The sequence below is a fragment of the Lentzea sp. NPDC004789 genome (assembly GCF_053601075.1).
Window position 1 is genome coordinate 599,381 of record NZ_JBSGBE010000002.1, and the last position, 13,408, is coordinate 612,788.

Consider the following 13,408-nt stretch of genomic DNA (forward strand, 5'->3'; position numbering starts at 1 on the left):
CGCTTCACAACGCCGCCTTACGAGACGACCAGCGCGTAGTCGGCGTCCGTCGCGGCCGTTTCGACGTGGCCGTCCACGTTGACCGCGGTCGCGACCACCTCGACCGTCCAGGTGCCCGCCGCCGGAGCCTGGACGAACACGTTCTCCACGGTGTCGACGGTGTCGGCGACCCCGCCGGACGTGGACCAGTTGCCCGCGAGCAGGCCGTTGTTGCCCCAGTAGACGGTGCCGTCGGGAGCGGTGACCTTGAGCGACAGGTCGTTGACGGTCGCCTTGGTCGCGGTCGGCGACCCGGCCGGGTCGGTGTAGGCGAGCGTGGCGCGCAGCGGCGTCTGACCGTTGGACGTCACGGTGTAGCGACTGGTCTGGCCGGTGGTGAGCAGGTCGGTCTCGTTGACCAGCACCGGCAGCTTCCAGCCGCCCGCCTTCGCGCGGTCGTACAGGTTGCGCACCGACACCGAGCCCCAGCCCTGGTGCGTGCGGGTCTGGTCGGCCGCGGTGCCGGAGAACTCGTACTGCTCCGCGGAGTTGACCAGCAGGGCCTTCGCGGTCGCGGCGTGCGGGCGGGAGGCGAAGACGTCGCGGGCCTTGCCGGGACCGCCGTCGAACACGCCGTCGGCCCACATCTGGAACATCAGACCGGCGTTGCCGCACGTGATCGGCGTGGCGCCGGACGTGCCGCCGAACGACGCGGTGTAGGAGGTGTCGCTGGACGACGACGTGGTGTCGATGCGGTCGTAGAAGTTCGACAGCTCCGGCTTGATGCGGCCGTCGGCGGCGGGACCGATGGACGCTCCGCCGTTCCACTTGTCGTCGGCGCGCGTCAGGGTGTTGTAGTGGTAGTGGCCGCCGACGGACAGCACGTTCTTGGCCCACGCCTGCGGGCGTGAGCTGCGGGTGCCGGCGTTGCTCTGCGACTGGCAGATCAGGAGGTCGGTGTCGAACACGATCCGGTCCATGGCCTGCGAGACCGACGTGTAGGACGTGGTGAGCGCGTCACCCCAGCTGTTGGACTGGAACACCGCCCGGTACTGCCCCGCCGGGTCGACGAGCTGCTTGGTGTGCGCGTACCGGTCGGCGGTGTTGGTGTAGACGGCCATGATGCCCTGGCCTTCGGGCAGCACGCCGCGGTGCGCGGACGAGACGCCGGACGCGAAGATCTCCCCGAACGTCGAGGTGCCGTGCGAGATGTCCGTGGAGTTGGCGGTGTGCAGCACCGGCGGCTTGGCGCGGAACTCCTGGTGCGTGGCGCGGAAACCGCCGTCCATCACCTCGCCGCGCACGCCCTGGCCGCGGTAGCCGCCCGCGGCCTCGACGTAGTTGGCGCCGGACGACTCGCGCGAGATCGCCATGTCGGTCTCCGGCGCGGACACCGGGTCGATCGCGATCACGGCGGGCAGCTTCGCGAGCCGGGCGGCCTGACCGGAGTCGAGCACCGCCATGATGTGCTCGCGGTCCTGCGACACCACGGTCACCTTGCCGCCCGACGACTTCACCTCGGCCACGACGGTCTGCTGGTCGCGGGTGTCCTGCTCGGCCAGGGTGATCAGGTAGCCGGCCGACCCGAGCGCCGCGATCTGCGGCCGGGCCTGGAACGGGCGCACCTCGCGGACGTAGCTCAGCCGCGAGACCCGCGCGGTGCTCGTCATGCGGGCGACGTAGGTGCCGTCCTGGACGAACGCGCCGAGCCGCACGCCGAGGCCTTTGAGCTCGTGGCGCTGGACGTCGGAGAGAGTGGTGCGGAACTGCAGCAGGTAAGCGCTCTCCGCCGGGGCGGCCACCGCGGGCACACCGCTGAACAGGGCTAATGCGGAGAAGGCCGACAACATTGTGCGCAGCACGAATGAACCTCCATCGGCAGGGGTGGCGATGACCGGAGGAAGTCACCGCCCGTGACCAGCACGTTACCGTGAAAGACCAGGTCAGGACATCAGTCGATTGGCGGTGATCATCTCGGCTACCGGTGTAGAACAATCCCTTCGGCCGACGACATTCAGTTTCACCCGGATGGTGCATCCGGAGTAACGTCGGACGAGGTATGCCCGACATGCCCGGCAAAGCATTTCCGCGCGGAGGACGGATGCCTGTCTCACCTGAGCAGCTGATGGAAGAACTGCGCACGTTGTGCCGGGGGCGCGGGGTGCAGACTCCGGGAATCGACTTGCACGTCGGACCGGCACTGCGCCAGGTGTGCGGCATCGTGGAGTCGGACGGCGCGGAAGCCGTGCGGACGAAACTGCGGGACTGGGTGACGAACGCGGTGCGCGCTTTCCCGGTGGAGGTCCGCAACGCCGTTCTGGCGCCGCTCGGACTGCACGAGGAAGCGCAGTTCCGGTTCCTCAACGAACGCATCGAGTGGCTTGCGAAGCAACAGGACCGCGGTGCGCGCACGGTGCGCAGGAGGATGGAGTCCGGACTGCAGCGCCTGGTGGAGGTGGCGCTGCAGCCGGCCCCGTCGACGGCACGCGTGGCGCCGTCGGAACTCTGGCACGTCAAGGAGTTCGACGCGCTGTTGAAACTGGACGGACCGACGCCCGCGTGCACGGAACGCCGGACCGTGGTGGCCGACACCGACGGTGTCGACGAGATCGCGTGGTCCATCACGATCCCCGCCCCCACGCCGGACGGCGCGCCGGGCGACATCGACATCGAGGTGCTGCACGGGGTGGAGCTGATCGGCCACGAGCGGCCGTCCCCACGGCGGTTCCTGATGAAGCTGCGGTTGCCCCGACCCCTCAACGCGGGACAAACGCACCAGTTCGCGCTCGAGGTCAAGGTGCCGCGGGGGCAGGTGATGCGTCCGACCTACGTGTTCTGGCCGGAGCGGATGTGCGAGTCGTTCCGGTTGAGGGTCCGGTTCGACCGGGACGACCTGCCGGAATCGGTGTGGCGCGTCGAGGAGGCCCTGGCGCGCGACACCGATGACCTGACGCCTTGGCCGAAGAAGCTGCCCATCGACGAGATCGGTGAGATCGACGTGTCGTTCCCACATCCCCGCCAGGGCCGCGGCTACGGCGTGCAATGGACGCCACGGGCTTAACCGGGCACGTTCAGCAGTACACACCACTGATCAGCAAAAGAAATGCGGTTCCACGGCTGACACCTCCCTTTGAGATCAGGGAGAACCGCAGTCCGAAGTCGGGTCAGATCACCGTCACCACGAAGAAGCTGCCGACCACGAATCCCACGAACAGGCAGATCGCGGCAACCTTCACAACGGTGGCGAGTGAGCAGATCATTCTCATCGAGAAATTCACCTTCTCATCCTGACCGGCTTTCGGCTGAAGTTCTCGCCGATGCACCAAGAGTGGCTTTCCGCCAGTCGAATGAGAACGGGTTTCCTGTTTCCTGCTGAATGAGGAAACCCTCTGTCGTGCGTTATTTCTGGGCCGAGCGGCGCAACGCCATCACGAGCAGCGCGTGCGAGCTGCCGGCGTGCGGGAGCTTGCCCTGCCTGACGAGGTCGAGCGCGCGGCAGAACGGCATGGTCCGCACGCGCAGGTCGGCCTCACCGGGCCCGAGGGTCGCTTCGCCCTGCGAGAGCCCGGTGGCGAGGAAGATGTGGTCGACGTGGTTGCTGAGGCTGTCCGCGCCGTGGATCTGCCCGAGGCGCTCCCACCGCGCCGCCTGCAGCCCGGTCTCCTCGGCTAGCTCGCGGCGTGCGGCGGTCTCGGGGTCGTTGTCGCCGTCCTCGACGGCCCCGCCGGGTAGTCGCCACTCGGTGCCGCCGTGGGTGTAGATCCACTGTCTGGTCAGCACGACGTGATCGTCGTCCTGCAACGCCAGCACCGTGACGGAGCCAGGGGCCACCACGTGGGTGTAGGTGCCGTGTCCTCCGTCCGGCAGCACGACGTCATCGCTGCGGACCTCGAACCACGGGGAGCGGTGCACCACGCTGGTCGCCAAGCGCTGCCAGACCATCACCACACCAGCTGCCTCGTCGGAGCGTGTCATCGCCATGACTCACATGGAACCATCGACGGCAGCTCCAGATGATTCCAGTTGATCGTCAATCTCCGGACAATTAATGGACAACAGGTATCTGTTCGTTTGAACCCGTAGACACTACGGGGAGGGGGGTGAAGCCGTTGGCGCCCACGTTCGCACGGGAGGTACGCCGACTGCGCACGGAGCGCGGGCTTTCACTCACCAGGCTCGCCGAGAGAGTCCGCTACAGCAAGGGTTACCTCAGCAAGATCGAGAACGGTCAGGTCCGGCCGACGCCCGAGATGGCGCGGGCGTTCGAGGACGCGCTGCAGGCGGACGGCGTCCTGATGGCGCTCGCGGACACGCCGGCCCGCCCGATTCCAGCCGACGACAGGGTTCTGCTCACCTACGACGCGATGTTCGACCATCACCGGATGCTGGGCTTTCGCAGCGATCCGGTGTCGGTGCTCGCCGCGTTGCGCCCTCAGGTGGACGTGCTCAGCACGATGGCCCGCTCCGCCGACGATCCCGGCCTGAGCAGCGGCCTGTGGCTGCTCGCCGCGAGGTACGCCGAGTACGCGGGCTGGATGGAACAGGAACGCGGCGACGACGCGTCAGCGGCCGAAATGACCAAACGCGCCGTGCACTACGCGGTCAAAGGCGGCGACCACGAACTGGAGGCGTGGGCACTGGTCCGTGCCGCCGAGTTCGCGCTGTACCGCGGCGATGCGCGCGCCACCGTCGAATGCGCGCGCCGGGCGAGCAGGTCCCGTTCGCCGGCGATCCAGGCCGTTGCCGCACAACGGGAAGCGCAGGGCTACGCGCTCGCGGGCGCGGCCACGTTGTGCGAGGCGGCGCTCGACCGGGCCACGACGCTGCAGGAGAACGTCGGCGAGGCCCGGTACGGCAGCACGAGCGTGGCCGACCAGGTGGCCATCGCGACCGCGTGGTCGTACCACGACCTGGGCCGCCACGCCGAGGCCGCCGCGATGCTGGACGTCGCGGTCCCGCAGATCGCACCGGCCGCGATGCGCGCCCGCACCCGGTTCGGTCTGCGCCAGGCCCTCGCGCACGCGGAGGCGGGCGAGCTCGACCACGCCTGCGTGCTGATCGCCGAGCTGCTGGACGACATCAGGCAGGTGCAGTCGGCGACCGTCCACATAGACCTGACGTCGTTCAGCAAGCTGCTGTTCCGCGCCCGCCCGGCGGCGGGCAAGGAGATCGCGAGCGAGATCAGCGCGATCCTGTTCGCCGTGTAGACGCGCCACTAGACGGCTTGGCGGCGGCTTTCCCGGTCGAGCGCGTCGGCCATCTCCGCCCACGCCTCGGCGCAGCCGCGCGCCATGTCCGCGACCAGCTCCCGGCAGTGCGACGGCACCCCGTCCACGACCGGCGCCCACTCGCCGGGCGACACCGCGTGCACCTCCAGCCACCGCAGCAGCCAGCGGCCGTGTTCGTTGAACCGCAACGAGGGGTCGCGGCGCAGGATCGGCAGGGTGCTGCGGGGCGCGCGGGCCTCGCCGCGGGCCGCGGGCACCTCGACCTCGGCCAGTTCGGCGGTCCGCATCCGTTCCGGCACGGGGTCGAGACCGGCGAGCAGGCGCCGCCGCACGTCCCGGACGGTGCCCGGCGACACCCCGGCCGCCCGCGCGATGTCGCGCAACGACGCCGTGGGCCGTGCCTCGATCATCTCTCCGGCCAGGCGGCGGCCCGCGGCGGAGTTGACCGGGCGGACCTTGCCGTCGCGCCCGATCCGGGTGGCCGCGCGGCCGCCGACGGCGCGGCGCAGCACGCCGACCGACTTGGCCGCGAGGCCGGTGGACGCGGCGATCGCCCGGTCGGACCACTGCGGGTGCGACCGCAGCACGCGCCGGGCGGCGGCCTCGCGGTCCGCGATGGTCAGCGTCGCGACGTTCAGCGACACCGACAGCACGAACACGTCCTCCGCCGGTCCGTCGACGTACTCGACCTCGACCGACCGGGATCCGCGCAGCACGGCCGCCCGCAGGCGGTGCGTTCCGTCGACGACCCTCATGGACCCGCGGTGCACCACGATCGGTGCGAGCCGGGCACCGGACGTCGCGAGTGAACGAACGAACTCCTCGCTGCAGCCACCGAGTCGCGGAGAGTCCGCGGGCCGCAGCACATCGATGTCAACGAGCATGCGAAACAAAGCCCCCCAGGCTTGGCGTCCCCGGAACCCCCAGGCGTCCGAGGACTTCTCGCCGCAGGGTATCCAGTCGGTCAACCGGCGCGCCACTCGATCGCGGGGCAGACGTCCATGACCATGCGCAGCCCGGCGGCCTTCGTGCGTTCGAACGCCGCGTCGTCGACCACGCCCAGCTGGAACCACACGGCGCGGGCACCGATCGCGACGGCCTCGTCCGCGAACCGACCGGCGTCCTGCGAGCGGCGGAACACGTCCACGACGTCGACGGGGAACGGGATGTCCGCGAGCGACGCGTAGCCCTGCTCGCCGTGCACGGTCTGCGCCGACGGGTGCACCGGCACGATCTTCTTGCCGCGCTGCTGCAGGAACCTGGCCACGCCGTGGGCCGCGCGGGACGGGTTGTCCGAGAGCCCCACGATGGCCCAGACCTGGCAGTTCTCGAGGATCCACTCGACGTCTTCGCGCATGCGATCGAGCCTACGCGTGTGACACCGGTCACAATCTGGTCTTGCTCGTCGAAAGGCGGGCGGCCCGATCGACGCGTGAGTAGAAACGGGCACACCAGAACACGAGGAGATCGAGATGCGGTTCATGGTCATCGTCAAGGCCAACGAGGACAGCGAGAACGGCGTCATGCCCACCGCGGCGGAGCTGGCCGCGATGGGCGACTACAACGAGGAGCTCGTGAAGGCCGGCGTGATGCTCGCCGGTGACGGCCTGTACCCGAGCTCGAAGGGCGCGCGGGTCGCGTTCGACGGCTCGGGCGCGACCACGGTGACCGACGGGCCGTTCGCGGAGACCAAGGAGCTGATCGCCGGCTTCTGGATCTGGGAGCTGCCGTCGCTGGAGGAAGCGGTGGAGTGGCTGAAGAAGGCGCCGTTCCGGACCGGCGAGGTCGAGATCCGGCAGGTCCACGGCGCCGAGGCGTTCGCCGACGTCGTGACGCCCGAGATCCAGGCACAGGAGGACCGGCTGCGCGAGCAGCTCTCCGCCCGCGGTCAGTGAGTGCGCGGCAGCGGCACCTGGGGCGACGAGTGCGCGGTCAGCGCGATGCTCAGCGTCAGCAACGCGCGCGGTGAGGCCGGACGGCAGCCGGTGAGCCGTTCGACCTGCCGCAGGCGGTGGTCCAGGGTGCTGCGGTGGATGTCCAGCCGGCGTGCCGCGGCGGCGCGGTTGCCGTCCTCGGCGATGAACGCCCGCACCGCGTCCAGCAGGGGCCGTTGCGCCACCACGGGTTCGATCATGCGGGCCAGCCGTTCCGCGACGTGCGGCTGGCGCAGCACGGCGAAGTCCGCCAGCACGGTGCGCAGCTCGTAGACGCCAGGCGCGCGGCCGGAGGCGATGCGCAGCACGTCCTCGGCCGTCGCGCGGGCCTGCGCCAGGTCGCGCCGGGGCGCCCAGGCGACCGCCAGCCACACCTCGCCGCCGAGCCGGTCGTGCAGCTCCCGAGCCAGGCCCACGTGCTGGTCCTGGGCGCACGGCAGCAGCAGGTAACCACCGCGCACGCCGTCGAGCACGAGGACGTCCGCGTCGTCGCGCACGGCGGCGAGCACCTCGGCCGCACCGTCCTCAGTGGACGCGCAGAACGCGATGACGGCGTAGGCCAGGGCGAGACCCTCGAATCCGTTGTCGCGCCCGGAGAGCAGCGTCCTGGCCAGCTGACGGCGGGTCGCCACGTCCTCCACGGGCGGAAGGTCGAACGGGCTGAGGATGTCTCGCAACACATCGCCCAGCAGCCTGCTGTCCACAACGGTGGTCACGCGTCGCCTCCCTGAGGTGTCTCGCCCCGCAACCGTAGGCAACTGTCGACAGTTGGCACAGATGGCTTGAGGCACCCTTAACGTTCGCCGGAGACGTTCGGAGCCGTTTCAGCTCAACGCGTTCGCACGGCTCATGCCGATCGCCGTGCCGAGAACGGCGAGGTCACGGGGGTTGACCGGGCTCAGCCCGGTGAGCTGCTCGACCTGCCACAGCCGGTAGTCGATGGTGCTGCGGTGGATGAACAGCTTCTTGACAGCTACCGCCCGGTTGCCGTCGGCGTCGAGCAGCGCGAGCACCGTCTCGACCAGGACCGGGTTCGCGAGCAACGGCGCGACGACCTTGCCGAGCTCGTCGCGCACCTCGGGCGTCTGCAGCACCGCGCTCTCGAACAACATGTCGTCGATCCGGTACACGCCCGGCGGCCGCCCGAGCGACGCGGTCAGCGCGTCGATCTCGTCCACCTCCTTGCGCGCCAACGCGACGCGGGCCGCGGGCCGTTCCGCGACGCAGAACCACACCTCGCCGCCGAGCTCCTCGCACACGTCGCGGCACACCGGCAGCGCGGCCGCCTCGGCGAGCGGCAGCAGCACGTGCCCGGACGTCGCCAGCAGCACCGGACCGCGCTTGCGGAAAGCGCTTACCACCCTGTCTGCCACCGTTCCGCGCACGGAGACGACCGAGTAGAACGGGGCGGCGTCGTCGGGTGCGTTCCCGGCGAGCAGCGCGTCGGCCAGCCCGTCGTCGTTGTCGCAGAAGGCGGACATGAGCTCGGCGGCCAGTGCGGTGCCCGCGGCGGCCAGGGCACGCGCGTCGCCGTCGTCGTCCAGCATGGCCTCGGTCAGCAACCTGTCGGCGGACCGCAGGGCCACGACCACCTGGGCCACCGGCACCTTCGCCGCGGCGAGCCGGGAGCCGACGCGGCGCGCGACCGCCACGGCCTCGTCCTCCCAGCCGTCGGCGTCGGCGGCGGCCGCGCGGTAGACGGCGAGGAACTCCTCGTGCAGCAGACGACCGACGTCGAAAAGCACGGGTTGCTCCTCCCCCTGTGTCGTGCCCCTGCAGGATCTCAGCCCTCGCGGTGGGGAAAACCCCAGCGTTTTCCAGCGTCACGCCAGTGTCGGCCGCCCTAACGTCGAGTGCACGCCCGGTCAGCTCGCACGAAGTGGAGACCGAAGTGGCCCCAACGCTGCTCGCCCCGCCGCGGCCGGCGGTCCTCGCGCCGTCCAACGAGGCGTGGCGCCAGTTCGCGCGCGCCCTGGAGCCCGTCGAGTTCGCGCGCGGCGATGTGCTGCTGCGCCTGGGCGTGCGGACCGAGGAGCTGTTCGTGGTGCGGTCCGGCAAGGCGAAGACCTGCTGCACGTCCACCGACGGCCGCGAGCTGGTGCTGGACTTCCACTGCGCGGGCGACGTGCTGGTGGAGCCGACGTTGTTCGACGCGGCCCCCGCGGTGTCGACGACGGTCGCGATCACCGACGTGCGGGCGGGCCGGATCTCCCGCGCCGACCTGACGAAGTGGCTGGCGCTGTGCCCGGAGATCACCGAGCGGCTGCTGGGCTGCATCGCCCGCCGTCAGCGCGAGTCGCACCAGATGCGCATGGACGTGGTGCAGCTGGACGCCCCCGCCCGGCTCGCGAAGGCGTTGCTGCGGCTCGCGGGACGGTTCGGCGCCGCGCAGCGCGGTGCCCTGCTGATGATCGAGGACCTCACCCAGGAGGAGCTCGGTCAGTACGTCGGCTCGCGGCGCGACACGGTCAACAAGACGCTCTCGGAGTTCGCCCAGCGGGGCTGGATCTCGATCGAGCGCAAGAGCATCTTCCTCACCGACCCGGCGCAGCTGTCGCGCCGGGTGCGCGTCGGCCTGCCCGCTGTGCCGACGCAGCGCTAGGAATCCTTCTGTCCCAAGAGGAGTTGCTCCATGCCAACCCAAACCCGGACCAGCACGGGCAAGGTCGTGCTGGGTGTCGCCGCCGCGGTCGCCCTCGCCTGCGCCGGCAACGCCGTCGTGTCGTTGCTGGCACAGGCGCTCGGTGCCGATCCGAACGCGGTCGAAGGCCTGCAGCCCAAGGGTTACGTCGTGCTGACCGCGGTCGGCGTGGTCATCGCCGCGTTCGCGTGGGCGTCGATCCGCAAACGCGCCAAGAACCCCGCGCGCACGCTCGGCAAGCTCGTGCCGGTCGTCGTGGCGGTCTCGTTCCTCGCCGACGTGCCGGTGTTCTTCCTGCCGGGCGCTTCGGCGGTCGGCGTGGTCGCGCTGATGGTCATGCACGTCGTCGTGGCCGCGGTCGCCGTCCCGATCTTCCGCCGCGTGCTCCCGTTGTAGGTTCCTGAACGCGGAAACGGCCGGGGAGACGGGCTCCCCGGCCGTTCCCGCGTTCACTCCGCGAGGCTCAGCTCCGGCCACACCAGGGTGGTGGCACCCCAGGTGAGGCCGCCGCCGAACGCGGTCAGCAGCACCTTGTGACCGGCCCGCAGCTCACCGGACCGCACGCCGTGGGCGAGTGCGAGCGGGATCGAGGCGGCGGAGGTGTTGCCGACGTCGGTGATGTTGGAGACGAACTTGTCGCGCGGCACGTCCAGCTCGGCGGACACGGCGTCGAGGATCCGGGTGTTGGCCTGGTGGGCGATCACCCTGTCCACATCGGACGCGACCCAGCCCTGCCGTTTGACCGCGTTGCGGGACGCGGCGGACATGCGCGCGACCGCGTTGGCGAACACCTCGCGGCCCTCCATCTGGAAGAACTTGTCGCCGTGCGGCACGATCTCGCGCGACGACCGCTGCCGCGACCCGCCCGCGGGCACCGTGATGAGGTCGGACAGCTCACCGTCGGAGCCGAGGTCGAACGGCCCGAGCGCGCCCGGCTCGTCCGGGGATCCGGCCCGCAGCACGACGGCACCGGCGCCGTCGCCGAAGATGACGGACGTGGTGCGGTCCTGCGGGTTGAGGATCGTGGAGTAGGCGTCTCCGCCGATCACGACGAGGCTGTCCACGATGCCGGCGGTGATCAGGCCGGCGCCGACGCCGAGCCCGTACACGAAACCCGTGCACACGGCGGCGATGTCGAACGCGGGGACGTCGACGAGGCCGAGCCGCGAGGCGATCTCCGGTGCCGTCGCGGGGCAGGGCCGGTCGGGTGTGGTGGTCGCGAGGATCACCCCTCCCGCGCCCGGCACGCCCGCCGACCGCAGTGCCCGCCGCGCCGCCTGCACCGACAGGTCCGAGGTCGCCATGCCGGGCTCGACCACGTGGCGCGTGGCGACCCCGATCCGCGACCGGATCCACTCGTCGGTCGTGTCCAGCCTGGCTGTCAGCTCGTCGTTGGTGACCACTCGCGGCGGGAGCCATGACCCGAGTCCCGCGACCACCGCTGCGCGCATTCTCCGACCTTCCTCACTGTTGGTCCGCCAGCACTTCCGGCAGGAAGCGGCTGGGAAACCCTTGGAACACCACAGGACGCTGGAACCTCTCGACCGCGCGCACGCCGACGGAGGTGTGGAACGGGGACGTGGTCGCGGGCCACGGTCCGCCGTGGTGCATGGCGGGTGTGGTCGCGATGTCGTTGGGCCACTGGTTCCACACGACGCGCCCGGCGCGCCCGGTCAGCTCGCCGATCAGCTCGGGCAGGACGTCGTCGTCCTCACCCTGCACGGTCGCGGTGAGCTGGCCCGGCAGTGCGGCGGCGAGCTCCAGCAGCTCGTGGCTGTCGCGGTAGGTGGCGACCACGGCGACGGGCCCGAAGCACTCGGACAACGCCTCGTCGTGGCCCTCCAGGATCGCGGCGGCGGTGGTGCGCAACAACGTCGGCGCGTGCCCGCCCGCGCCGGACCCGCCTTCGACCACCACGTCGAGGAACGCGGTCAGCGCCTCGACACCGGTCTCGAAGCGCTTGGCCACGAGCTTGTTGAACAACGGTTCCGCCCTGAGGGCGCGCACCTCGGCGGCGACGTCGCCGGCGAAGTCCTCCGGTACGACCAGGAGTCCGGGTTTGGTGCACAGCTGCCCGCTCTGCTGCGCCAGCGCGTGCGCGAACCCGCGCGCGATCTCCCGCCCGCGTTTCCGGACGGCCTGCCGGGTGACGAACACGGGGTTCACGCTGCCGAAGCCGCCGTAGAACGGGATCGGCTCCGGCCGGGTGGCGGCGAGGTGGTGCAGTTCGCGGCCGACCCGCGAGCTGCCGATGAACGCGACGGCCTTGATCCGCGGGTCGAGGACGAGCCGCCGGGCGCGGCGCTGGCCGTGCACGAGGGCGAACACGCCTTTGGGCAGCACCTGCTCGACGATCTCGGCGGTGCGGTCGGCGAGGTCGGGGTAGCTGTGGCTGGCCTTGACGACGACCGGGCAGCCCGCGGCGAGCGCGGAGGCGGTGTCGCTGCCGGCGACGCTGAACGCGAACGGGTACGACGTCGAACCGAAGACGGCGACCGGGCCGAGCGGGACCAGCACGCGGCGCAGGTCGGGCCGCGGTCCCGGCGGCCAGTGCGGGTCCTCGCGGTCGACGACGACCCCGTTGACCGCGCCGGAGCGCAGGTACTCGGCGAACGAGCGCAGCTGGAAGGTGGTGCGACCCACCTCGGCGCGCAGCCGTTCGCCGGGGAGCCGGCACTCCCACTCGGCCAGCGCGACCAGGTCGGCGCTCTCGTGGTCCATCGCGTCGGCGACGGCGTCGAGGGCGGCCGCGCGGTCGCCGGGGCTGGTGGCGCCCCACTCGCGGGCGGCGGTGGCCGCCCGGTCGAGAATCTCGTCCTCCACGGCGGCGTCTCCTACTTGATGTAGTCCGCCGAGACCCGGGGTGGCCAGCTGGCCACGCTCAGCACGCCGAGGCTGTAGGCGCGGGACACGAGCGCGGCGCGGTTGGGGGCCTTGAGCTTCTTGAGCATGGTGCCGACGTGGTACTCGACGCCCTGCCGCGACAGGAACAGCCGCGAGGCGAGCCGCACGGTCGACTCACCGGTGGCGATGCCCTCCAGGATCCGGGCGTCGAGCTCGGTGAGGATGCGGTTGCGGTCGACGACGACGGCGTTGGGCTGCTCGCCCTTCTCCGGGTTCACGACGACGACGAACTGCACCAGGTCGCCGTGCGCGTCGTGGACGGCGATGCCGGTGATGTCGCCGGTGAAGACGGCGTGGCGGGGGCCGATGCCGGCGAGGTGCTCGACGAAGCGTTCGCGGCGGCCTTCGACGAGGCGGTCGAACTGCTTGCGCATCGGGCCGTGCACGCCGGGGTGCAGCAGCTCGTAGAAGCTGCGGCCGAGCAGGGTGGCGCGGGAGTGCCCGAACTGGGCGACGAAGTCGTCGTTGGCCTCGACGACGCGCAGCTGGAGGTCGAGGCGCGCGAGGCAGAGACCGGACCGCTCGAGCAGGGAGCGGAACACTTCGGCGTCGGGAACGACGGCGGTGTGGTCAGGTGCGAGAGAACCAGCGGCAACAGTGTGCATGGGAGAGAATCCCTCTCGATCTCGGACTCGGCGTTCCGCGACTGCAGCAGAAGAGAAACTTGCGGTGGTCGCCAGGCGATCTAGGTTTATTTCCTGATTCCCGCCTTGACACGATGA

General features: G+C 70.7%; 14 protein-coding genes. 5 read left to right on the forward strand and 9 right to left on the reverse strand.

Translation table 11 applies throughout. The features are described from left to right. Positions 1-17: 17 nt before the first annotated feature. Positions 18-1,841, reverse strand: a complete 1,824-nt coding sequence (locus ACWEIJ_RS06950; protein ID WP_449836223.1) for a S8 family serine peptidase — start codon at positions 1,839-1,841, stop codon at positions 18-20. 239 nt (positions 1,842-2,080) lie between these two features. Here ACWEIJ_RS06950 and ACWEIJ_RS06955 point away from each other — a divergent pair, with 239 nt between their 5' ends. Next, positions 2,081-3,040 carry a hypothetical protein gene (locus tag ACWEIJ_RS06955; protein ID WP_449836224.1) on the forward strand — a complete coding sequence of 320 codons (960 nt, stop codon included), beginning with the start codon at positions 2,081-2,083 and terminating at the stop codon, positions 3,038-3,040. Positions 3,041-3,378: 338 nt separating this feature from the next. Here ACWEIJ_RS06955 and ACWEIJ_RS06960 read toward each other — a convergent pair whose 3' ends face one another. Continuing rightward, entirely contained in the window at positions 3,379-3,960 is a 582-nt protein-coding gene (locus ACWEIJ_RS06960) for an NUDIX domain-containing protein (RefSeq protein WP_449836225.1), read from the reverse strand. Positions 3,961-4,079: 119 nt separating this feature from the next. On the opposite strand from ACWEIJ_RS06960, the gene ACWEIJ_RS06965 reads away from it, so the two are divergent. Beyond that, entirely contained in the window at positions 4,080-5,186 is a 1,107-nt protein-coding gene (locus tag ACWEIJ_RS06965; protein ID WP_449836226.1) for a helix-turn-helix domain-containing protein, read from the forward strand. Between the two features lie 8 nt (positions 5,187-5,194). Here ACWEIJ_RS06965 and ACWEIJ_RS06970 read toward each other — a convergent pair whose 3' ends face one another. Together ACWEIJ_RS06970 and ACWEIJ_RS06975 are read right to left on the reverse strand one after the other, a co-directional pair. Then, positions 5,195-6,091: a ParB/RepB/Spo0J family partition protein gene (locus ACWEIJ_RS06970; RefSeq protein WP_449836227.1), complete on the reverse strand. Its 897-nt coding sequence runs from the start codon at positions 6,089-6,091 to the stop codon at positions 5,195-5,197. A gap of 80 nt (positions 6,092-6,171) precedes the next feature. Then, complete coding sequence (locus ACWEIJ_RS06975) at positions 6,172-6,564, reverse strand: CoA-binding protein (RefSeq protein ID WP_449836228.1); 393 nt, start codon at positions 6,562-6,564, stop codon at positions 6,172-6,174. A 115-nt stretch (positions 6,565-6,679) separates the two neighbouring features. Between ACWEIJ_RS06975 and ACWEIJ_RS06980 the strand changes: the two genes are divergently transcribed. Continuing rightward, on the forward strand, positions 6,680-7,102 hold the full coding sequence (locus ACWEIJ_RS06980) for a YciI family protein (RefSeq protein ID WP_449836229.1): 423 nt from the start codon (positions 6,680-6,682) through the stop codon (positions 7,100-7,102). On the opposite strand, the gene ACWEIJ_RS06985 is transcribed toward ACWEIJ_RS06980, so the two are convergent. Next, complete coding sequence (locus ACWEIJ_RS06985; RefSeq protein WP_449836230.1) at positions 7,096-7,857, reverse strand: PucR family transcriptional regulator; 762 nt, start codon at positions 7,855-7,857, stop codon at positions 7,096-7,098. The two genes, ACWEIJ_RS06980 and ACWEIJ_RS06985, sit on opposite strands and share 7 nt — an antisense overlap. 108 nt (positions 7,858-7,965) lie before the next feature. After that, entirely contained in the window at positions 7,966-8,886 is a 921-nt protein-coding gene (locus tag ACWEIJ_RS06990; protein ID WP_449836231.1) for a PucR family transcriptional regulator, read from the reverse strand. Between the two features lie 146 nt (positions 8,887-9,032). On the opposite strand from ACWEIJ_RS06990, the gene ACWEIJ_RS06995 reads away from it, so the two are divergent. Beyond that, positions 9,033-9,743 carry a Crp/Fnr family transcriptional regulator gene (locus ACWEIJ_RS06995; RefSeq protein ID WP_449836232.1) on the forward strand — a complete coding sequence of 237 codons (711 nt, stop codon included), beginning with the start codon at positions 9,033-9,035 and terminating at the stop codon, positions 9,741-9,743. 30 nt (positions 9,744-9,773) lie between these two features. Beyond that, entirely contained in the window at positions 9,774-10,178 is a 405-nt protein-coding gene (locus ACWEIJ_RS07000) for a DUF6069 family protein (RefSeq protein WP_449836233.1), read from the forward strand. Between the two features lie 53 nt (positions 10,179-10,231). On the opposite strand, the gene ACWEIJ_RS07005 is transcribed toward ACWEIJ_RS07000, so the two are convergent. From ACWEIJ_RS07005 to ACWEIJ_RS07015, 3 genes are read right to left on the reverse strand one after another with little or no spacing between them, the layout of a single operon-like run. Further along, positions 10,232-11,233, reverse strand: coding sequence for a beta-ketoacyl-ACP synthase III (locus ACWEIJ_RS07005; protein WP_449836234.1), 1,002 nt, complete (start codon positions 11,231-11,233; stop codon positions 10,232-10,234). Positions 11,234-11,246: 13 nt separating this feature from the next. Beyond that, entirely contained in the window at positions 11,247-12,605 is a 1,359-nt protein-coding gene (locus ACWEIJ_RS07010) for an aldehyde dehydrogenase family protein (protein WP_449836235.1), read from the reverse strand. A gap of 11 nt (positions 12,606-12,616) precedes the next feature. Then, positions 12,617-13,291, reverse strand: coding sequence for a PAS domain-containing protein (locus tag ACWEIJ_RS07015; protein WP_449836236.1), 675 nt, complete (start codon positions 13,289-13,291; stop codon positions 12,617-12,619). Positions 13,292-13,408: the final 117 nt, after the last annotated feature.

What these genes read in the sequence shown, in the direction of transcription:
- ACWEIJ_RS06955 (WP_449836224.1), top strand. Translation starts at nt 2,081, where the DNA reads ATGCCTGTCTCACCTGAGCAGCTGATGGAAGAACTGCGCACGTTGTGC.
- ACWEIJ_RS06960 (WP_449836225.1), bottom strand. Translation starts at nt 3,960, where the DNA reads ATGGCGATGACACGCTCCGACGAGGCAGCTGGTGTGGTGATGGTCTGG.
- ACWEIJ_RS06970 (WP_449836227.1), bottom strand. Translation starts at nt 6,091, where the DNA reads ATGCTCGTTGACATCGATGTGCTGCGGCCCGCGGACTCTCCGCGACTC.
- ACWEIJ_RS06975 (WP_449836228.1), bottom strand. Translation starts at nt 6,564, where the DNA reads ATGCGCGAAGACGTCGAGTGGATCCTCGAGAACTGCCAGGTCTGGGCC.
- ACWEIJ_RS06980 (WP_449836229.1), top strand. Translation starts at nt 6,680, where the DNA reads ATGCGGTTCATGGTCATCGTCAAGGCCAACGAGGACAGCGAGAACGGC.
- ACWEIJ_RS07000 (WP_449836233.1), top strand. Translation starts at nt 9,774, where the DNA reads ATGCCAACCCAAACCCGGACCAGCACGGGCAAGGTCGTGCTGGGTGTC.
- ACWEIJ_RS07005 (WP_449836234.1), bottom strand. Translation starts at nt 11,233, where the DNA reads ATGCGCGCAGCGGTGGTCGCGGGACTCGGGTCATGGCTCCCGCCGCGA.
- ACWEIJ_RS07015 (WP_449836236.1), bottom strand. Translation starts at nt 13,291, where the DNA reads ATGCACACTGTTGCCGCTGGTTCTCTCGCACCTGACCACACCGCCGTC.